A 19,348-nucleotide genomic window follows, 5' to 3' on the forward strand; every position below is an offset into this window, starting at 1 on the left:
CGGGGCCGGGTGGGTGTCGGTTTTGGTGTGCGACGTAGCATGCCGGAAGTTTTATAACTTTATTAAGCGAAGTGAGTGTGTGTATGAAGTTGGCCCGCATTTCGGCCATCGTCGCGGCTGTCGCCATCGCGCCGGCCGTGCTGCTCTCCTCCCCGGCCGTCGCCGCTGACGCCGCTGCCGCCCAGCCGGTGCCCGCCGCCGCCTCGGTGACCGACAAGGCCGCAGGCACGAAGGTGACCGAGGACCCGAAGGGGGCGGCCGCCTCGGACCAGGAGAACCGGGCCGCCATCGCCAGGATGCTCGCCGACAAGAACACGGGCTGGGGCGTCCGCGAGGCGGCGAAGAAGGCGCTCAGCGGCACGCCCGAGGACCGGGTGCGGTTCCTCAAGGTCGAGCAGTACGAGCAGCGCCTGGACGACGACCAGGTGCGGGTCAGCCAGATCATCGGCACCAGTGGTCCCACGGTGCGGAGATACGGCAAGGCCGCCCTGAAGGAGGACACGGCGGAGGCCATCAAGCGGTTCCTGGAAGAAGAGTTGCCCCTCGCCCGCAGGAGCGATGACCGGATCCGGACCACCCAGATCATGAGTGCCGGTGGTCCCGCGGTGAAGGCGGCGGCCCAGGCGGCTCTGCGCGACAACAGCGACGAGGCCATCAAGCGCTTCCTTGAGGTGGGCCAGCACGAGGCCCGCGCCAAGGACAAGGCCGCCGAGGAAGCCGCCAAGGGCAAGCCCAGCCCCAGCACGGGTGCGAGCGCGGGTACGGGTACGGGCCCTGGCGCCACCGGTGGCGGCCAGGACGGCAAGCCCGCCACCGGTGACCAGCACAAGCCGGGCGACGGCAGCGGTGCCGCCACTGCCAAGCCCTCGGCCACACCGTCGCAGGGCGCGGCCGCCACGGCCAAGGGCGGCGACACCTCTCTCGCCTCCACCGGTGCGTCCGCCACCCCGTGGGTGATCGGCGGCACCGTCGTCGCCCTCGGCGCCGGTGCGGGCCTGGTCCTGGCGGCCCGCCGCCGCGCCTCCGCGCAGAGCTGACGGTAGCCGGACCCCAAGGGGCGCCCCTGCTGCGTACTCCGGCTGCCTCTACGGGCGTTCCGCCGTCTGCAGTGCGGTGACGAATGCGGCCCAGGCTCTGGCGGGGATCGCCAGGGCTGGGCCGTGAGGGTTCTTCGAGTCCCGGACGGGGACCACCGTGCCGGGTATGTTGTCGGCGATTTCTACACAGTCGTCGCCTGCGTCGGTGCTGTAGCTGCTCTTTCGCCACGTGACGGTGGTCAGTTCGTATCGGACGACGTGCATGGGTAGTGCTCCTCCATCACCTTTCGGATAAGGCTTGCAGTTGCCGTCGGCGAGAGCGCGTTGGCCTGCATGCGGTCATAGGCGAACGCATACTTTGCGACCTCTTCCGGCTCTTCGTGAATGCCGCCGGAGCGGATTCCCTCCAGGTACACCACATCGTCCCGCTTGGGCATCGACAGGATGGTCAGCGAGCCGCCCATGGCGATCGGTTCCGGGCTCTCGTACGGGAGGATCTGGAGGTGGACGTGAGGTCGTTCGGCCAGGGCCAGAAGGTGGGCCAGTTGCCTTCGCATGACTCCGCGCCCGCCCACGACCCTATAGACGACTGCTTGATCCAAAATGATCCACAACCATGGAGGGGTAGGCCCGTCAAGCAGAGCTTGTCGGCCGAGGCGAACTGAGACCTTGTCCTCCACGTCAAGCACGCCGTAGACCTCCCCTGCCTGGAACAGCGCCCGCCTGAACTCCTCTGTCTGAGTCAGACCCGGAATCAGCTGCGAGAACTTGTACATCCTCGTCGCCTTGGCCTCGTACTCGAAGTACCTTCGGAACCAGTTCGGGTAGGGCGGCGTGTAGCCGAGGTGCTTCCACAGGTCGGACAGGTCACCGTCCGCTCCCAGCACCTCGTCCAGCAAATCCGAAAGCTGCCTCGGGAGCGACTCCACGCCCGTCTCGATCTTCGCGATCCGGCTGTGCGTCACGTGCACCTTCTCGCCCAGCTCGCGCTGGGTCCATCCGGCGCGGAGGCGCAGCTTCCGGACCTTGTTCCCGTACAGCGCGGTGAGTGACGTAGATGGATCAAGTTCTTTGGGTGCGGGCACTGTTGCTCCACATTTGAGTTGCGGCGCTTCCCAAACCGTTACCCCTGGTGAGCGTAGCGCTACGGGCCGATGCTCGGAACAGGAAATGAGCAGGCCGTACGGAGGGCACGACGTGATGACGTACCGGGAAGGTGCGTACGTAGTGGATACGCGCAGTGGGACGTTCGCGCAGGTGATGGGCAGGGTGGGGCCGCAGGTGCAGGTGCGGTTGCCTGGGGGTGAGCGGGAGTGGGAGGTGCCGCCGGGGGCGTTGCGGCTGGCCACGGGCGAGGAGCGGCGGGCCGCCACCGGGGCGCGGCGGTGCGGGGAGTGCGACGCCATCCGGGCCGGGCGGCGGGCGGCCGAAGCCCGGGGTGACCGGTCGGCCATGAGCGACGCCGCCGTTCTCATGGGACGGCACCTGCGCGAGGCGCACCCGTGATGCGCGCGGTGGGGCGGCTCGTCGCCGCCTGCGCGCACCTGTCGGGGTGGTCGCGCACCGTCGACAGGGCGACCTGCGCCCGCTGCGGCGTGGAGCGCTATTCGTCATACCGGCTGCTCAGAATGCCGCTGCCGGAGGCCGGGCCGCCAATGCGCCTCCGAGCCCGCCGCTGACCTCCTGGCGGCAGTCCCGGCACATCGTCTCGTCCGCGACCGGGCGGAACACCCGGTCGCACGTCCCGGCGCATCCGCGCAGGGGCTGTGGTCCGGGGGTGGGGGCGGCGGGGCCACCGAAAGGCGGGATCGGTGGCATTTTGCGGGTGAGGCGGTTACGGACCAGCGCGACGGCGGAGTGGACGGGTTCGGGGAGGCCGTCCGTCAGCGCCTCGCGCAGCTCCTTCACCGTCGCTCCGCGCAGCAGCCATTCGGCTGCCAGCGGGGCGAGTTGCTGTACGTCCCGGCCTGTGAGCCGTAGCCGCCTGTCCCTGTGCGAGATTGAGGCGACGACCAGGCCGCCGCGTTCGACCAGGGCAGGCGGCAGCGCGGAGGCCGCGGAGGGCTGGGAGGGCTGGGAGGGCTGGGAGGGAGGGTTGTATGTGTTCTCTTCAGTGTTTTCTGGGTGACGGCCGACGGGCCGACCGTCCGGTTCACCGACGGCCGGTTCCGCGACCGTCGGCCTGGCGGCGCGGTCCCGTAAGGCCTTGGCCTCCTCGGCCTTCAGGGCGGTGTTGGAGACGAGTTGGGTCGTCGTCCAGCGGCCGGACGGGCCCTGGCGGCGCCACTCGTGTACGTACCCCTCGGCGATCAGCTCCCGCTTCGCGCGGATGAACGCCGTCTTCTTGATCCCCGCCTCTTTCGCCGTCTCCGACAGCGGCTGGTTGACGACCTCCGGAAGCGAAAGTTGCCAGGTGAGCAGGCGTACGGCTGCTGCCGACAGACGTGGGTGGCGGATGATCTCGTTCGGTACTTGGGAGAAGAATCGCGCAGGGGCGATAACATGCCTGAGCATTCCGGGGTCACCTTGCTAAAACCTCGTGGGTGTAGGCCCTCGACCGGTGTTGCTGCACCGGCGGGGGCCGCTTCGTTTTCGTGACGAAGCAACCAGATGCGGGCACCGTACCGCACACTCGGCGCCGCGATCCCGCGTTCGTGCCGGTTCGCCCCGCTGAGTTGACGACTGGGTGGCGGCTCTCAAGTGGGCGCCTGACAACGGGAATTATGACCGCGAGGGAGCGTTGTGTGGCCGGTGGCGTTTTCGTGTCGGACGAACAGGCCTGGTACGAACGTCAGTTAGCGGTTCTGTCGCTTTTGCGAGTGGTTTCGCGACCCGTGCAACGACCATCTGTCCTAAGGTTTTTCACCCCTTGTGAGGATGGGAGCTCGCTCCTCCATGACGGGCAGGCGTGGAGGACAAGGCCCTTTCCGGACTCGTGGTTCCGGCATTCACTCGGGAGATGCCTTGCAACCATCCGCTCCACTCCGCCGCGCCGCCACTCTGGCCGCCACGACCCTCGCCGTCCTGGCCGCCACGGCCCTCACCTACGACCGCGCCACGGAGAGACTCGTCGTCAACGTCACCACCCCGGCAGCGGCCGGCAAGGTCCGCAGCGCCGGTGCCGAGCCCGGGGTCGTTCGCTTTTCGGACCCCCAGCTGGACGCCACGATGGCGGCACTGGACTCCAGCGAGCTGGTTCCCGGCACCGCGTGGGTGTCGGACCCCAGGACCAACCGGGTCGTCGTCACCGCCGATCCCTCGGTGACGGGCGCGAAGCTGGCGAGTCTGAACAAGGTCCTCAAGCCCCTCGGCCAGGCCGTGGAGTTGAAGAGAGCCACCACAGAGCTCAAGGCTTTCCTCGCGGGCGGTGACGCGATCTACGGTCGTGACTTCTCCGCACGCTGTTCGCTCGGCTTCAACGTCAAGAGGGAAGGCAAGCCCGACGCCTTTCTCACGGCCGGGCACTGCGGCAACCCGGTCAAGAGCTGGGCCGAGACTAAAGGCGGCGCAGAGATCGCGCATGTCCCCGCCGGTGGGTCGAGCTTCCCCGGCAACGACTACGCCATCGCCGAGTACACCGACGCCACCATCGACCACCCGAGCGAGGTGGACCTCTACGACGGCAGTTTCCAGGCCATCACCGGCGCCCGTGACGTGGTCCTCGGCGAAGCGGTCCAGCGCAGCGGTTCCACCACCGGCCCGCGCCTCGGCCACGTCTCCGAGGGTACGGTCACCGGACTCAACGCCACGGTGACCTATAAGGAGGGCCGGGTGACGGGGCTGATCAAGACCAACGTCTGCGCCGAGCCCGGCGACAGCGGTGGCGCCCTCTTCTCCGGCTCCGACGCGCTGGGGATCACCTCGGGCGGCGACGGCAACTGCACCGACGGCGGCACCACCTACTTCCAGCCGGTGACGGAGGCGTTGGCGGCGTTCGGGGCTACCGTCGGTTGAACCGGCAGCGGGCGCGCCGGTGACACGAACCGGCCCCCGGGCGGTGGCGTCGAGGCCATCACCCGGGGGCCGGATGCCGTCGTGCCCGGGGACGTACCCCGAGCCTGGACGGCACCTAGCTCCTGGCGTACCGGCAGGCGGTGTCGGCCGCGGCGCCCGGAACCTGGCTGAAGTTGGTCAGCTCGAACTTGCACATCGCGTTGGCCAGGGGGAGGCCGGTGCCACCCGCCGCACACCCGGCGTTGGTGTCGCTGGTGCTGCGCAGGTGGGGGGCGTGGGCCAGGTAGGTCGCGCACTCGGGGCCGCCGGCGTGCGCGGCCGGGGCCGCGATGACAGCGCCGCCGAGGGCGAGGGCTGCGGTACCCACAACGGCCGCGAGGCGGGCGCGGAGCTTTCGGTTCATGAGGAGTCCTCACAGGATCGGGGGGAGGGGTGAAGCAGCAGACCGGAGCGTCGGCTTCCAGCCGCTCGATCCTGTAACCACACAATCGGACAGTCGGTTACGCCTCTGCAGGGTGATGCCCCGCGCGTTGCGTACACTCCCCGGGCTTTTGCCCGGGGAGCCCGCCCTGAAGGTCGACGGCTGTGCGGTGGCGCCCGAGTCGGCTCGCGGCCGGTGGTGAGTGTGCGACGGATGAGCGTTCCTGAGTCGAACGCCAGTCTTGAACTCTGTCGGCCTTACGAGTGCATTAGTCGACTTGTGGCGTCCGCCCGGTATGGGTTTTTTGCAGGTCTTGTGAGGATTGGCGTACCCCTTCCCGTGCCGCCCAGGCGCGGAGGATCACCCTCCGGACTTGTGGTTCCGGCATTCACCCGGGAGACGCCTTGCAACGACCCGTCCGACTCCGACGCGCCGCCACCCTGGCGGCCGCGGCCTTCGCCCTGCTGGCATCCGTGACCCTCACCCCGCACACCGCCGACGCCTCGGCCGAGGGAGCCCCGCGGGCCGTACGGTCCCCCGATCCCAGGCTGACGGCCGCCCAGGCGACGCTGGACAAAAGCGAGGCGATCCCCGGTACGGCCTGGGTGGCCGACCCCGGAGTCAACCGGATCGTCGTCACTGCCGACCGGACGGTCACGGGTGCGCAGCTGGGCAAGCTCAACGCGATCCTCAAGCCCCTGGGTGAACTGGTGGAGCTGAAGCGGATCTCCACGGAGATCAGGCCGCTCATCGCGGGAGGTGACGCGATCTGGGACGTCGGCGGGACCGCCCGCTGTTCGCTCGGCTTCAACGTCAAGCGGGCGGGCAAGCCCGACGCCTTCCTCACCGCCGGGCACTGCGGCAACATCGTCGCGAGCTGGGCCGAGACCCAGGGCGGAGCGCAGATCGCGAAGACGTCCGCGTCGACGTTCCCGGGGAAGGACTACTCCATCGCGGAGTACACGAGCGCTGCCGCCCACGCCAGCGCTGTCACCCACCCCAGCGCGGTGAATCTCTACGACGGCACCCTGCGGCCTGTCACCGGGCCGGGTGACGCGTCCGTCGGCGAAGCGGTCCAGCGCAGCGGCTCCACCACCCAGCTGCACGGCGGTCAGGTCACGGGCCTGAATGCCACGGTGACGTACAAGGAGGGCCGGATCACCGGGCTGATCAAGACCAACGTGTGTGCGGAGCCCGGTGACAGCGGCGGCCCCCTCTTCGACGGCGGGCTCGCGCTGGGGCTCCTCTCGGGCGGCAGCGGCGACTGTGCCCTGGGCGGGGAGACGTACTACCAGCCGGTCAAGGAGGTCCTGACCGCGTACGGCGCGACGCTCGGGTAGCGCCCGTAGTTCGGGTAGCTCCGGTAGCTCCGGTAGCTCCGGTAGCTCCGGTAGCTCCGGTAGCTCCGGTAGCTCCGGCAGATGGTGCGCGCTTCTGGCGCCGCCGACGGCCCGGTGTCGGGCTCGGCCCGGCTGCCGCTGCCGTCGGCGGGTGCAGTCAGCGGCTTCCGGGCAGCAGCTCCGCGAGCAGGCCCCGGATACGTTCCTCGATCGCGTCGCGGATCGGGCGGACCGCGGCCACGCCCTGGCCCGCCGGGTCCTCCAGCTTCCAGTCCAGGTACTGCTTGCCGGGGAAGACGGGGCAGGCGTCGCCGCAGCCCATGGTGATCACGACGTCGGAGGCCTGGACCGCTCCGGTGGTCAGAACCTTCGGCTTCTGCGCGGAGATGTCGATTCCGGCTTCGTGCATCGCCTCCACCACGGCGGGGTTGACCGTCCCCGCCGGGGCCGAGCCCGCTGAACGGACCTCGACGCGGTCCCCGGCGAGGTGACGCAGGAAGGCGGCGGCCATCTGGGAGCGTCCGGCGTTGTGGACGCACACGAAGAGCACGGACGGCTTGGTCTCAGACACGGGCTGAACCTTTCGGAGCGGCGGCGGCAGCAGCGGCGGCGGCAGTCATCGGCGGCTGGGGGAAGAAGCGGCGGGCGGCCAGGGCGACGTGGACCAGGCCGATCAGGACGGGGACCTCGATCAGCGGGCCGACGACCCCGGCGAGGGCCTGGCCGGAGGAGGCGCCGAAGGTGGCGATGGCGACGGCGATAGCAAGTTCGAAGTTGTTGCCGGAGGCGGTGAACGCCAGCGTCGTGGCGCGCGGGTAGTCCAGGCCGACCGCGCGGCCCAGGGCCATGGATCCCGCCCACATCACGGCGAAATAGACCAGCAGCGGCAGCGCGATGCGGGCCACGTCCCAGGGCCGGGAGGTGATCGCGTGACCCTGGAGGGCGAAGAGGACGACGATCGTGAACAGCAGGCCGTAGAGGGCGAACGGGCCGATGCGGGGGATGAGCTTCGACTCGTACCACGCCCGGCCCCTGGCCTTCTCGCCCAGCCGCCGCGTGAGGAACCCCGCCGCGAGCGGGATACCGAGGAAGACGAGAACGGACCGGGCGATCTCCCACACGCTCACGTCCAGGCCCGTGGTCTCCAGGCCGAGCCATCCGGGGAGTACGGAGAGGTAGAACCAGCCCAGGGCGGAGAACGCGATCACCTGGAACACCGAGTTCAGCGCGACGAGCACGGCGGCGGCCTCACGGTCGCCGCAGGCGAGGTCGTTCCAGATGACGACCATGGCGATGCAGCGGGCCAGGCCGACGATGATCAGGCCGGTCCGGTACTCCGGCAGGTCCGGGAGGAAGGCCCAGGCGAGGGCGAACATCGCCGCTGGGCCCAGGACCCAGTTCAGTACGAGCGAGGGGACGAGGAGGCGGCGGTCGCGGGTGACGGTGTCGAGGCGGTCGTAACGGACCTTGGCCAGCACCGGGTACATCATCACCAGGAGGCCGAGGGCGATCGGCAGCGAGACCCCGGTGACGGTCACCTCCGCCAGCGCGTCGCCCAGCCCCGGCACCAGGCGGCCGAGGCCCAGGCCGGCGACCATGGAGACCAGGATCCACACGGCCAGGAACCGGTCCAGGAAGGACAGGCGCCGCGACACGGGTCCCGCCGCGACCGCCACGGGCGCGGCCGTCATGCCACAGTCCCGGCGGGCTGACGCAGCGGCGCCCCGGCCGGGCGGGTGAGGAGGGCGGCCAGCCTGTCGGTGGTCTCGGGCAGCAGCCAGTAGTAGACCCACGTGCCACGGCGTTCGCAGTCGATGAGCCCGGCCTGCCGCAGCAGCTTGAGGTGGTGGGAGATCGTCGGCTGCGACAGCTCGAAGGCCGGCGTCAGCTCGCACACGCACACCTCGCCGCCCTCGCGCGAGGCGATCATCGACAGCAGCCTCAGCCGTACCGGGTCGCCCAGGGCCTTGAAGACCTTGGCCGGCTCGACGGCCTGCTCGTCCCCCAGCGGGGCGGTGAGCAGGCCGGTGCAGCAGGCGTCGGCGTCGGCCGGGCTGATGATCTCAAGGTCCTGTTTCGACATGCGTCTATCTTGACGTTGTTCGAAACAAGGCGCAACCTTGCATCGAAGAACGTCAATGCAAGCGCCCAAGCGAGAGGTTCGATCATGAGCGAGCACCCCACTGACCTGCGGGAGACCGTCCGTGCGCGCTATGCGGCCGCCGCCGTTCACGTCACCGAGGGCGGCGTCGCCGCCTGTTGCGGCGGCCCGGCGCCCGTCGAGGCCGACGAGAACTTCGGCTCCGCCCTCTACGCCGCCGACCAGCGCGACGAGCTGCCCGCCGACGCAGTCGCCGCCTCGCTCGGCTGCGGCAACCCCCTGGCCGTCGCCGACCTCCGCGAGGGCGAGCGCGTCCTCGACCTCGGCTCCGGCGGCGGCATCGACGTCCTGCTCTCCGCCCGCCGCGTCGGCCCCACCGGCAAGGCCTACGGGCTCGACATGACCGAGGAGATGCTCGCCCTCGCCCGCTCCAACGCGGAGAAGGCGGGCACCGACAACGTCGAATTCCTCAAGGGCACCATCGAGGCCATCCCGCTGCCCGCCCGGACCATCGACGTCGTGATCTCCAACTGCGTCGTCAACCTGTCCACCGACAAGCCCGCCGTCTTCGCCGAGACCTTCCGCGTGCTCGTCCCCGGCGGCCGGATCGGGATCTCCGACGTCGTCGCCGACGACGAGCTGACCACCGAGCAGCGCGGCGAGCGCGGCGACTACGTCGGCTGCATCGCCGGGGCCCTGTCCTTCGCCGAGTACCGCGCGGGGCTGGAGGCCGCCGGGTTCGCGGACGTGGAGATCACGCCGACCCACGAGGTCGCCGACGGCATGCACTCCGCCATCGTCCGGGCCGTCAAGCCGGTAGCGGCGGTCAAGCCGGTGGTGGACGTCACCGGTGTGGAGGCGGCGGACGCCTGCTGTGGCGTCACCGCCTGCTGCACGCCTGCGGAGAAGGCCGACGACCCGGCGACGACGGCCGGTGAGGCCAAGGCGGCGGCAGGCTGCGGCTGCCAGGGCTGAGTGCGGCCTTCCGATGCCGCCCCGCCGCGCCCGCCGCCCCCGCCGCCCCCGTCTGCGTCACCGAGGCCGCCGACGGCTGCCCGTCAGGGGCGCGGGCCGAGCCACAGGGTGTACGCCACCGCGTCGGCCATGGCGCGCTCACCGGCGGCGTTGGGGTGGAAGGGCAGGGCGGGGCGTACCCAGGGGCGGGTGAAGAGGCCCTCGACGTAGCGCTTCTCGAAGGGCTGGCAGGCGTCGTGGCCGGTGGTCGTGGCGTTGGTGTTGACGTAGACGTCGCCCAGCGCCGTGGCCTGTACGCGCAGCATGGCGTTGAGGCGCCGTACGGTGCCGCGCAGGTAGGGAATGTCGCCGTCCGCGACCAGCATGGACTTGCGGCAGCCCTCGATGTCGTCGCCCAGGATGGCCGGGTAGCCGACGACGGCCACGCGCGCGTGCGGGGACCGTTTGTGAACTTCCTTGAGAACGGCGGCGACCTTGGGGGCGGTGTCGTTGATGCGCTGGTCGAGCTCGTCGGTGCCGTTCCGGTTGAAGTAGCGCTGGCAGGGGTTGTCCCTGGGCACCTCGCCGACGGGGTTGATGCAGCGGCCGATGATGTCGTCGAAGCCGATGTCATTGCCGCCGATGCTGACCGTGACCAGGGCGGTGTCCGTGCCGAGGGCGTCGAGCTGCGCCGCGTTGCCGGTCGAGCCCTGCCGGTCCCACATGTCGTCGGTCTTCGCCCCGCCGCAGCTGACGTCGGTGAAGCCGGTGTATGCCAGCTCCTGGCGGACGAGGGAGGGGTAGTTGGCGTTGGAGCGACTGCACCGGGTGTGGACCTGGCGGGGGATGGCGGGGCCGGAGGCGAAGGAGTCGCCCAGGGCGACGTAGCGCTCTGCCCGTGGCTTCGGCTCCGCCGCCGAGGTCGCCGAGGTCGCCGAGGTCGCCGAGGCCGCTGTGGCCGCCGAGGGGCTGACCACGCCTGCGGTCAGAGCGGTGATCACGCCCAGTGCTGAGAGGGCTGAGCGAGCTCTGGTCCGACCGGTGCGGGGCATACGTGCCTCCTGGTGTTCGAGGGAACGGTGAGTTGGCTTCTCAGTCCTGTGGGCTGGCGGGCTGACGGGCTGACGGGCCTTGTGGAGTGCGCCTCATGTGGCCGTTGAGCCGTGAGCCCCCGGCAGCCTCCGCCCGGGCATGACTGACCGTCAATCGAAAGCCGTGAACGTCCCCCACACGTGACCGGATACCGGACCCCGGAGTCCGGTGGGCCGGGCTTGACGGGGGAGGGGCCGAGTCCGTACGCCTCGGCCCCCGCGCCCGCACCGTTATCTGCGCCCGCGGCTGTTACCTGCGACCGCGCCCGCACCCGCACCCACACCCCCCGAAATGTCCTGCTCCCGTCACAGGCATCACCGTGCCGACCTGATCGGGCATCAGGGGCATGCTCGGCGGGCCGCGGCTGTTCGGGGACAGCCGTGACGCGACGGACTACGACGCACTACGACGCCTTCCGCCGCACCGGTGCCAGCAGGGTCAGGTGGGTGCTCTGCCGCGCGGTGCGGCGGCCGGGAGCGGTGCGGCGGTCATGGACGGCTCCGGCGGGCCGCCAGTGGTCGCCGCACCGCTTCGCCGCGTACATGGCCTCGTCCGCGCCGCGCAGCAGGTCCGAGAGCCCGGCGCCGGGGCGGTAGCTGGTGCGGCACAGGCCGATCGAGGCCCGGGGGGCCAAGGTCACCCGGCCCGTGTCGAGAGGTGCCGAGAGCCGGGCCGAGAGGTACGTCATCTCGGCGTCGGCGTCCGCGTCCGGGGCGAGGCGGACCAGGGCGGTGAACTCGTCGCCGCCCAGCCGTGCGGCGAATCCGCCGCGCTCCCGGCACCAGTCCGCGAGGCGCCGGCCGACGGCCGCGATGACCTGGTCGCCCACGGCGTGACCGTGCGTGTCGTTGATCTGCTTGAAGCCGTTGAGGTCCAGCAGCAGGACGGCGGTGTGCGGGTGCCGGACGGCCCGCAGCCCACGGGCGGTGAACTCCTCCCGGCGCATCAGGCCCGTGAGGCGGTCCGTACGGGCGGTACGGAGCCGGCGGGCCAGGAAGAAGGCGTGGGTGGCCCAGCCGACGGTCGGGGCGGCGACGGGCAGGGCCTGGAGTATGAGGTTCATCGGGCACCTTCCTGTGATTCGTGGCAACTCCTGTTGCGCACGCGAGGAATGGGCCGCGTGAGGCGACCCGGCCGAGCGGCGGCCCGATCGCGCCGTCGTGGCCCCGGCGGTGAGTGGCCGGGCGGGACCGGGCGGGGGATCGGGCCGTCATGCAGGACGTCCCCGTTTCCGGTCGGAGGGAGTGAGGGCGTCGCGCCGAAGTCGCGAAAGTCGCGAAAAATCGCTGATATCGCGTGTGGGCCGGGGGCGGTGGCCACATTTCTGCTGAAACAGTTCGGCGCGTGTGGCGTATGGGGCATAAGGGTGCCGAGTGAGGGTCGATACACGGCTTTTCGGAGTGATGAGGGTTTAAGCCCGGGACATCATGCTTGCGAGGGAATGGGGACAGGCCGGCACCAACCGAGCGGCGGCACTCCGGTGCCGCCGCTCGGCGTTTGTTCGTGGGGGCAACGCCGCCGGACGCGCGCAGGGGGCGGCGTTCTCGGGCGTCCCTCAGGGGGTGGAGCTCTTGACAGCCTTCCTGGAATTGACGGACAGTCAGCTCTTGGGTCCGGTGAGCGGTCCCCCCCCCGTCCGTCCCCTGGTCTTGCCCGTATGAGGAGTCCCGGTGAGCGACCTGTACGAGCGGCTCAAGGCGTACGAAGGCGCACCGGCCGTCTCCGGGCGGGGCAGGGACCCCGTCAACGTCGCCATGATCAGACACTGGTGCGAGGCCATGGGCGACACGAGCCCGGCCTACGCGGGCGAGGACCCGGTCGCCCCGGCCACCATGCTCCAGGCCTGGACCCTGGGCGGCCTGACCGGCGGTGCGGGCGACCGCTCGGCCGCGTACGCCGAGCTGCTCGCGTTGCTGGACGGAGCCGGGTGTACCGGCGTCGTCGCGACCGACTGCGAGCAGGAGTACGTACGGCCCCTCCGGCCCGGGGACGTCATCACCTTCGACGCGGTGATCGAATCGGTCTCGCCCCGCAAGGCGACCGGGCTCGGGACCGGCCACTTCGTCACCACACGGACCGAGATACGCGCAGGTGGCGAGCTCGTGGGCAGCCACCGCTTCCGCGTCCTGAAGTACGCGCCGGAGCCGCCGCCCGCGCGGGAGGAGCGCCCACTGCGCCCCCGGCCCGTGGTCAACCGCGACAACGCGGGCTTCTGGGACGGCGTGGCCGCGCACAGGCTGCTGATCCAGCGCTGCGAGGCCTGCGGGACGCTGCGTTTTCCCTGGTTGCCGGGGTGCGGGTGCTGCGGCTGCGCGCGGTGGACGGCGGTCGAGGCGAGCGGAGCGGGGACGGTCCACTCGTACGTCGTCATGCACCACCCGCCGGTCCCGGCCTTCGACCCGCCGTACGCGGTCGGGCTGATCGAACTCGCCGAGGGGGTACGGATGATCAGCAACATCACCGGGGCGGAACCTGGGCGGATACGCATCGGGATGCCGGTGTCCGTGGAGTTCGTCCGCGTGGACGAGGGCCTGGAGCTGCCCCTCTTCCGTGTGCGCGAGGGGTGCGAGGCGGCCGGGTCGTGAAGGCGGAACCCGGCGACGAGTTGCCCGCCCTGACCGTTCCCGTCACCCGCACGCTCATCATCGCGGGCGCTCTCGCCTCCCGCGACTACAAGGACGTGCACCACGACGCCGAGGCGGCGCGGGCCAAGGGCGCCCCGGACATCTTCATGAACATCCTCACCACCAACGGCCTCGTCGGCCGCTACATCACCGACTACTTCGGCCCGGACGCCGTCCTGCGCAAGGTCGCCATCCGGCTGGGGGTCCCCAACTACCCCGGCGACGTGCTCGTTTTGACCGGAACCATTAACTCCGTATGTGTGGACGAACGCATCGCCGAGGAGGGCATCGCCGAGGTGGGTATCGCCGAGGTAGGTATCACCGGCACCAACAGCCTCGGCCGTCACGTCACGGGGGTGGTCACCGTGGCCTTCCCCCGCAATGCGGACGTCCTCCCCCGCGATGCGGGCGCCTTCCCCGGAGAGGCGGGCGCATGAGTGCGCGGCGCCCCGACGCCCTCGGCGGCAGGGCCGCCGTCGTCGGCATCGGCGCCACCGCTTTCTCCAAGGACTCCGGCCGCAGCGAACTGGCCCTGGCAGCCGAGGCCGTACGGGCGGCCCTCGCGGACGCCGGGCTCGGTCCTGGCGACGTCGACGGCCTGGTCACGTTCACCATGGACACCAGCCCCGAGATCACGCTCGCCCAGGCGGCAGGCATCGGGGAGCTGTCCTTCTTCTCCCGCGTCCACTACGGCGGCGGTGCCGCCTGCGCCACCGTCCAGCAGGCTGCCCTCGCCGTAGCGGCGGGGGTCGCCGAGGTCGTCGTCTGCTACCGCGCGTTCAACGAGCGCTCGGGCCGCCGCTTCGGTGCCGGAGTGCGGCACCGCGAGCCCTCCGCCGAGGGCGCCGCCCTCGGCTGGGTCCTGCCCTTCGGCCTGCTCACCCCCGCCTCGTGGGTGGCGATGGCCGCCCGCCGCTACCTCCACACGTACGGCCTGACGCCCGAGGTGTTCGGCCACGTCGCGGTCACCGACCGCCGCCACGCGGCCCGCAACCCGGCCGCGTACTTCCACGGCAGGCCCATCACCCTGGCCGACCACGCGGCCTCCCGCTGGATCGCCGAACCGCTGCGGCTGCTCGACTGCTGCCAGGAGACCGACGGCGGCCAGGCGCTCGTCGTCACCTCCCTCGACCGCGCCCGCACGCTCCCGCACCCGCCCGCCGTGATCACCGCCGCCGCGCAGGGCGCCGGCCGCGGCCAGGAGCAGATGACCGGCTTCTACCGCGGCGAGCCGGCCCGTCCCGGGGAGGCGGGCGTCGTGGCCCGGCAGCTGTGGGCGAGCAGCGGCCTGCGGCCGGCCGACATCGACGCGGCGATCCTCTACGACCACTTCACGCCGTATGTCCTGATGCAGCTGGAGGAGTTCGGCTTCTGTGCGCCCGGCGAGGGCGGTGCCTTCGTCGCCGCCGGAGCGCTGCCCCTCAACACGCACGGCGGGCAGCTGGGCGAGGGATACCTGCACGGCATGAACGGCATCGCGGAGGCGGTCAGGCTGCTGCGCGGCACCTCGGTGAACCAGGTGCCGGGCGCGGCGCACGTCCTCGTCACCGCGGGGACCGGGGTTCCCACCTCGGGGCTCATTCTCGGCGCAGAAGGATGAAACCAGGGCGTGTCACCGCAGAACGGCGGTGCCCAGGCCCCTTGACTCGGCCGTATGCACCGACGGAGAAAGATCATCGGATATCTCGTCGCTCTGATGGCGGCGCTGGCCCAGGTGGTCACCCAGGCCGTTCCCGTTACGGCCGCCCCGGCCGCCGGGCCCAGCATCTACCGGGGCCGCGGCTTCGACACCTGCCAGGCCCCGCCGCTGACCACCCTCAGCGCGTGGGGGTCCGGCTCCGGCTACGGAGCCGTCGGCGTCTACTACGGCGGCCGGGCCCGGGCCTGCCCGAACCAGAAGTACCTCAGCAAGAGGTGGCTGACCGGCGCCCGCGACCTGGGCTGGCGCGTCCTGCCGGTGTTCGTCGGTTCCCAGTCGCCCTGCGTCCGCGCCTCCTCCAAGGCGGGCTTCCCCATCGGTGACTACCCCGAGGACCAGGGCACCGACGAGGGCCTGGACGCCACGCGCAGCGCCTCCGCGCTCGGCATCGCACCCGGCAGCCCGCTCTACCTCGACATGGAGGCGTACGACTACACCGACTACGACTGCGCCGACATCACCCTCGCCTTCATCCGCTCCTGGAGCTCCACGGTCAGCCGCCGCGGCTACATCCCGGGCTTCTACAGCAGCTCCGAGTCGGGCGTACGGCACATGGAGCTCGCCCGGCGGGACGGCACGAGCCGTCTTCCGGAGATCCTGTGGTTCGCCCGCTGGCGGGTGCCGGCCTCCACGGACAGCGAGCGCGTGCTGCCGGCCTCGGCCTGGCACCCGCACCGCCGCATCCACCAGTACGCGGGCAACGTGACCGAGACGTACGGCGGCCGCAAACTCACCATCGACCGCAACCTCATCGACGCCCCCGTGGCCGTCATCGAGTGACCTGGCTCTCCTCCGTCCGAATGCCCCGGTGATCTTCCGGCCGAGTGACCCCGCTCTCCTCCGGCCGCCCTCGCGCGGCGGCGGCTCCCGCGTGCGCTCTCGGCCCAGCCCTCGCCGGTCTCCCCCTCCAGGAGGTGGGGCTGCCCCCCGGGGTACGACCTGAGGCGGACCGCTCTTCGGCACCTCCGGCCGATCCGCCGGACAGGGGCCCGCTTCTAGCGTTGAGGCATGACAGCTACTACGACGCCTGTGTGCACCAGCGCATCCAACGCCGCCGTGTACGCGTCGTTCTCTTCGTACATACGGGCCCGGGGCTCGGTGCTGCAGCGCACCGCCCGCTCGCTGACCTCGAACCCGTGCGATGCCGAGGACCTGCTGCAGACGGCGCTCACCAAGACGTACCTGGCCTGGGACCGCATCGAGGACCACCGGGCCCTCGACGGCTACGTGCGCCGGGCCCTGGTCAACACGCGCACCTCGCAGTGGCGCAAGCGCCGGGTCGACGAGTTCCCCTGCGAGGAGCTCCCCGAGCGCGAGGGGAGCCCCGCCGCCGACCCCGCCGAGCAGCAGGCACTCCGCGATGCGATGTGGCGGGCGGTGCACAAGCTGCCGGCGCGGCAGCGGGCCATGGTCGTCCTCAGGTATTACGAGGACATGACCGAGGTCCAGACCGCCGAGCTGCTCGGGGTCTCCGTCGGCACGGTCAAGAGCGCGGTCTCCCGCGCGCTGGGCAAGCTTCGGGAGGACCCGGAGCTGCTCGCGGCGGCGTAGCGGGCGGGCGGCGTGGCGAGCGGGCGGCGTGGCGGGCGGGGCCGGGGTGCGGGGGCCGGCTCGCGGGGCGCGGGGGCCGGGGGGCCCAGGCTCGGGCCCCCGGGTGGCGTCCGTTCAGCGGTGCCGTTCTGGTGGGGCGTCCGTTCGCGGTCGGGGGCGCGGGCCCCGGGTGGGGCGCGCGCTCAGCCGAGCGTCGTGACGACCAGCTCGCCGTCCGCGTACTGCCTGCGCAGCACCTTCTTGTCGAACTTGCCGACCGACGTCTTCGGCACCGCCGGAACCAGCGCCCAGCGCTCCGGCAGCTGCCAGCGGGCGATGCGCTCGCCGAGGAAGGCGCGCAGGCCCTCGTAACCTATGGCCGAGCCGTCCTTGAGGACGATCACGGCCAGCGGCCGCTCGCCCCACTTCTCGTCCGGTACGGCCACGACCGCGGCTTCCGCCACCTCGGGGTGGGCCATCAGGTGGTTCTCCAGCTCGACCGAGGAGATCCACTCGCCGCCCGACTTGATGACGTCCTTCGCGCGGTCGGTCAGCGTCAGGAAGCCGTCAGGGGAGATCGTGCCGACGTCGCCGGTGCGCAGCCAGCCGTCCTCGCTGAACTTGTCGGCCGGCCGGTGCGGCTGTCCGTCGGCGCCGCCGTGGTACGCGCCCGCGATCCACGGGCCCCGCACCTCCAGCTCACCGGCGGACTGCCCGTCCCACGGCAGGACGTCCCCGCCGGGCCCGACCAGCCGCGCCTCCACCGAGGCGGGCATGCGGCCCTGCGTGATCCTGTACGGCCACGCCTCCTCGGCGCTCAGGCCGGCCGGTGGGTACGCCACGGACCCCAGCGGCGAGGTCTCCGTCATGCCCCACGCCTGGACGAGGGTGAGGCCGTGCCGCTCCTCGAACGCCTTCATCAGTGAGGGCGGGCACGCCGAACCACCACTGATCACGGTCTGCAGTGAGGACATGTCACGCGGCCGGGCGTCGAGTTCGGCCAGCAGCCCCTGCCAGATCGTCGGCACGCCGGCCGTCACGGTCGGGCGCTCGGACTCGATCATGTCGGCGAGCGGCGCGGGCTGCAGGAAACGGTCCGGCATCAGCAGCGACGTCCCCGCCATGAACGCGGCGTGCGGCAGGCCCCAGGCGTTGACGTGGAACATCGGCACGACGGGGAGACAGAACTCCGCGGGCGTCAGACCGAACGACGCCGCCGCGTTGACCTCCATCGCGTGCAGATATATCGAACGGTGGCTGTACACCACGCCCTTGGGATCCCCGGTCGTCCCCGAGGTGTAGCACAGGGCCGCCGCCTGCCGCTCGTCCAGCTCCGGCCAGGGGAAGTGGTCCGCGGAGCGGCCCGCGATCAGGTCCTCGTACTCGTGCACCCGCGGGGGCGCACCGGCCAGCACGGACCTGTCGCCGGGACCCGACACGACGACGTGCTCGACGCAGTCCAGGTGCGGCAGCAGCGGTGCGAGCAGCGGCAGCAGCGAACCGCTGACGATGACGACGCGGTCGGCGGCGTGCCTGACGATCCAGGCGAGCTGCTCGGGGGGCAGCCGGAGGTTGAGGGTATGCAGTACGGCGCCCATGGAGGGGACCGCGAGATACGCCTCCAGGTGGTCGCCGTTGTTCCACATGAGCGTCCCGACGGGCTCCCCCTCGGCCACGCCCAGGGCCCGCAGCGCGTGGGCCAGCCGCGTGGCCCGGCCGCCGATCTCGGCGAAGCTGCGCCGCTGCGGCTCACCGTCGCCTGTCCAGGTCGTGACCTGGGCGCTGCCGTGGACCCTCGACCCGTGGGCCAGGATTCGCGAGACGGTCAGCGGTACGTCCTGCATTGTGCTCTGCACCGGGGGCCTCCCCATTCTGCGCGTCGTTACGCGAGGGTAGTTCCCGGCGATTCTCCTTACGTTCCCGGCGGTAAGTCACTACCCGGAGGAAACATGTCCGACACACTTGCGAACGCTTCCGGATACGCGGGCATACTTTCGCGGCGCGTGCGCCTGGGGGCGCGTGCCGTTGGGTGTGGTGCGCGGCGGAACTCCGGGCGCCGTCACAGGGCGTTGTGGCGTGCGCCGGTGACTACTTACCGTTATCAGCGTGCGGCGCGGTTCGCTGGTGCTGCCCGGAGCGGAAGGAACGACGCGCATGGAGCCACAGACCGGCAGAGGCACGGGAACCGGCCATGGCACCGCCGGTTGTGAACCACCGCGACCGAGGGCCGCCGGCGGTTTTGCTGGGCGGGTGCCGGCGGCTGGCGGTGGTCTCGCTGGGCGGGTGCCGGCGGCTAGCGGTGGTCTGGCCGGGTCGGTGCCCGCGGCCGTTGGTGGTCTCGCCGGGTCGGTCCCGGCCGTTGGTGGTGGTCTGGCCGGGTCGGTGCCCGCGGCCGCTGGTGGTTTCGCCGGGCGGGTCCCCAGGCCCGTCGGTGGTGTGGCCGGCTCGGTCCCCGCGGCTGGCGGTGGTCTCGCCTGGTCGGTCCCCGCGGCCGCCGGCCCCCCGGCCGCCGGCCCCCCGGCCGCCGGCTTCGCGGCCGCCGGCTGGCGCGCTGCTGCCCGGGCGTTCGTCGCCACGGGCGTCTGAGAGCCGCTGC

The 19,348-nt window shown here is 71.4% G+C and carries 22 protein-coding genes; 12 read left to right on the forward strand and 10 right to left on the reverse strand.

Translation table 11 applies throughout. From position 1 onward, the window contains the following. The first annotated feature begins 83 nt into the window (after positions 1-83). Positions 84-1,037 carry an ALF repeat-containing protein gene (locus AB0F13_RS08085; protein ID WP_362076987.1) on the forward strand — a complete coding sequence of 318 codons (954 nt, stop codon included), beginning with the start codon at positions 84-86 and terminating at the stop codon, positions 1,035-1,037. Between the two features lie 48 nt (positions 1,038-1,085). Here AB0F13_RS08085 and AB0F13_RS08090 read toward each other — a convergent pair whose 3' ends face one another. Together AB0F13_RS08090 and AB0F13_RS08095 are read right to left on the reverse strand one after the other, a co-directional pair. Beyond that, positions 1,086-1,301 carry a DUF397 domain-containing protein gene (locus AB0F13_RS08090; RefSeq protein ID WP_362076990.1) on the reverse strand — a complete coding sequence of 72 codons (216 nt, stop codon included), beginning with the start codon at positions 1,299-1,301 and terminating at the stop codon, positions 1,086-1,088. Then, entirely contained in the window at positions 1,277-2,122 is an 846-nt protein-coding gene (locus AB0F13_RS08095; RefSeq protein WP_362076993.1) for a helix-turn-helix transcriptional regulator, read from the reverse strand. The genes AB0F13_RS08090 and AB0F13_RS08095 overlap by 25 nt, the downstream gene beginning before the upstream one ends. A gap of 142 nt (positions 2,123-2,264) precedes the next feature. Between AB0F13_RS08095 and AB0F13_RS08100 the strand changes: the two genes are divergently transcribed. Both AB0F13_RS08100 and AB0F13_RS08105 read left to right on the forward strand, forming a co-directional pair. Next, positions 2,265-2,543 carry a hypothetical protein gene (locus tag AB0F13_RS08100; RefSeq protein WP_362076996.1) on the forward strand — a complete coding sequence of 93 codons (279 nt, stop codon included), beginning with the start codon at positions 2,265-2,267 and terminating at the stop codon, positions 2,541-2,543. Beyond that, positions 2,543-2,716 carry a DUF6255 family natural product biosynthesis protein gene (locus AB0F13_RS08105; protein ID WP_362077218.1) on the forward strand — a complete coding sequence of 58 codons (174 nt, stop codon included), beginning with the start codon at positions 2,543-2,545 and terminating at the stop codon, positions 2,714-2,716. The genes AB0F13_RS08100 and AB0F13_RS08105 overlap by 1 nt, the downstream gene beginning before the upstream one ends. On the opposite strand, the gene AB0F13_RS08110 is transcribed toward AB0F13_RS08105, so the two are convergent. After that, positions 2,661-3,551, reverse strand: coding sequence for a hypothetical protein (locus AB0F13_RS08110; RefSeq protein WP_362076999.1), 891 nt, complete (start codon positions 3,549-3,551; stop codon positions 2,661-2,663). The two genes, AB0F13_RS08105 and AB0F13_RS08110, sit on opposite strands and share 56 nt — an antisense overlap. 450 nt (positions 3,552-4,001) lie before the next feature. On the opposite strand from AB0F13_RS08110, the gene AB0F13_RS08115 reads away from it, so the two are divergent. Beyond that, positions 4,002-4,991, forward strand: coding sequence for a S1 family peptidase (locus tag AB0F13_RS08115; protein WP_362077002.1), 990 nt, complete (start codon positions 4,002-4,004; stop codon positions 4,989-4,991). Between the two features lie 115 nt (positions 4,992-5,106). On the opposite strand, the gene AB0F13_RS08120 is transcribed toward AB0F13_RS08115, so the two are convergent. Further along, positions 5,107-5,394, reverse strand: a complete 288-nt coding sequence (locus AB0F13_RS08120) for a hypothetical protein (protein WP_362077005.1) — start codon at positions 5,392-5,394, stop codon at positions 5,107-5,109. A gap of 422 nt (positions 5,395-5,816) precedes the next feature. Between AB0F13_RS08120 and AB0F13_RS08125 the strand changes: the two genes are divergently transcribed. Next, positions 5,817-6,752 carry a S1 family peptidase gene (locus AB0F13_RS08125; protein WP_362077008.1) on the forward strand — a complete coding sequence of 312 codons (936 nt, stop codon included), beginning with the start codon at positions 5,817-5,819 and terminating at the stop codon, positions 6,750-6,752. A gap of 157 nt (positions 6,753-6,909) precedes the next feature. Here the strand turns inward: AB0F13_RS08125 and AB0F13_RS08130 are convergent, their stop codons facing one another. From AB0F13_RS08130 to AB0F13_RS08140, 3 genes are read right to left on the reverse strand one after another with little or no spacing between them, the layout of a single operon-like run. Beyond that, entirely contained in the window at positions 6,910-7,323 is a 414-nt protein-coding gene (locus AB0F13_RS08130; RefSeq protein ID WP_362077011.1) for an arsenate reductase ArsC, read from the reverse strand. Then, complete coding sequence (gene arsB / locus AB0F13_RS08135) at positions 7,316-8,443, reverse strand: ACR3 family arsenite efflux transporter (RefSeq protein WP_362077014.1); 1,128 nt, start codon at positions 8,441-8,443, stop codon at positions 7,316-7,318. The genes AB0F13_RS08130 and arsB overlap by 8 nt, the downstream gene beginning before the upstream one ends. Continuing rightward, a complete protein-coding gene (locus tag AB0F13_RS08140) occupies positions 8,440-8,835 on the reverse strand; it encodes a metalloregulator ArsR/SmtB family transcription factor (protein WP_362077017.1) in 396 nt (131 codons plus the stop codon). Before AB0F13_RS08140 ends, arsB begins: the two co-directional genes overlap by 4 nt. An 84-nt stretch (positions 8,836-8,919) precedes the next feature. Here AB0F13_RS08140 and arsM point away from each other — a divergent pair, with 84 nt between their 5' ends. Beyond that, complete coding sequence (gene arsM, locus AB0F13_RS08145) at positions 8,920-9,828, forward strand: arsenite methyltransferase (protein ID WP_362077020.1); 909 nt, start codon at positions 8,920-8,922, stop codon at positions 9,826-9,828. A gap of 83 nt (positions 9,829-9,911) precedes the next feature. Here the strand turns inward: arsM and AB0F13_RS08150 are convergent, their stop codons facing one another. Both AB0F13_RS08150 and AB0F13_RS08155 read right to left on the reverse strand, forming a co-directional pair. Continuing rightward, the gene (locus tag AB0F13_RS08150; protein WP_362077023.1) at positions 9,912-10,808 is read right to left on the reverse strand and encodes an SGNH/GDSL hydrolase family protein; all 897 of its coding nucleotides are present in this window, start codon (positions 10,806-10,808) and stop codon (positions 9,912-9,914) included. Positions 10,809-11,302: 494 nt separating this feature from the next. After that, on the reverse strand, positions 11,303-11,962 hold the full coding sequence (locus tag AB0F13_RS08155; protein ID WP_362077026.1) for a GGDEF domain-containing protein: 660 nt from the start codon (positions 11,960-11,962) through the stop codon (positions 11,303-11,305). Between the two features lie 607 nt (positions 11,963-12,569). On the opposite strand from AB0F13_RS08155, the gene AB0F13_RS08160 reads away from it, so the two are divergent. The 5 genes from AB0F13_RS08160 (at position 12,570) to AB0F13_RS08180 (ending at position 16,773) form a co-directional block, all read left to right on the forward strand. Beyond that, positions 12,570-13,484: an OB-fold domain-containing protein gene (locus AB0F13_RS08160; RefSeq protein ID WP_362077029.1), complete on the forward strand. Its 915-nt coding sequence runs from the start codon at positions 12,570-12,572 to the stop codon at positions 13,482-13,484. Next, a complete protein-coding gene (locus AB0F13_RS08165) occupies positions 13,481-13,960 on the forward strand; it encodes an acyl dehydratase (RefSeq protein ID WP_362077032.1) in 480 nt (159 codons plus the stop codon). The genes AB0F13_RS08160 and AB0F13_RS08165 overlap by 4 nt, the downstream gene beginning before the upstream one ends. Continuing rightward, positions 13,957-15,123, forward strand: a complete 1,167-nt coding sequence (locus tag AB0F13_RS08170) for a lipid-transfer protein (RefSeq protein WP_362077034.1) — start codon at positions 13,957-13,959, stop codon at positions 15,121-15,123. The genes AB0F13_RS08165 and AB0F13_RS08170 overlap by 4 nt, the downstream gene beginning before the upstream one ends. Before the next feature lie 54 nt (positions 15,124-15,177). Beyond that, the gene (locus AB0F13_RS08175) at positions 15,178-16,002 is read left to right on the forward strand and encodes a DUF1906 domain-containing protein (RefSeq protein ID WP_362077037.1); all 825 of its coding nucleotides are present in this window, start codon (positions 15,178-15,180) and stop codon (positions 16,000-16,002) included. Positions 16,003-16,230: 228 nt separating this feature from the next. Beyond that, positions 16,231-16,773, forward strand: a complete 543-nt coding sequence (locus AB0F13_RS08180; protein ID WP_362077040.1) for a SigE family RNA polymerase sigma factor — start codon at positions 16,231-16,233, stop codon at positions 16,771-16,773. A gap of 182 nt (positions 16,774-16,955) precedes the next feature. Here AB0F13_RS08180 and AB0F13_RS08185 read toward each other — a convergent pair whose 3' ends face one another. Continuing rightward, entirely contained in the window at positions 16,956-18,608 is a 1,653-nt protein-coding gene (locus tag AB0F13_RS08185) for a long-chain fatty acid--CoA ligase (RefSeq protein ID WP_362077043.1), read from the reverse strand. Between the two features lie 427 nt (positions 18,609-19,035). On the opposite strand from AB0F13_RS08185, the gene AB0F13_RS08190 reads away from it, so the two are divergent. Then, positions 19,036-19,338 (forward strand): hypothetical protein, encoded by a 303-nt coding sequence (locus tag AB0F13_RS08190; RefSeq protein WP_362077046.1) that lies wholly within the window; start codon positions 19,036-19,038, stop codon positions 19,336-19,338. Positions 19,339-19,348 lie beyond the last annotated feature (10 nt).

Origin of the sequence: Streptomyces sp. NPDC026206, from assembly GCF_040638465.1 — a bacterium.
GTDB lineage: Bacteria > Actinomycetota > Actinomycetes > Streptomycetales > Streptomycetaceae > Streptomyces.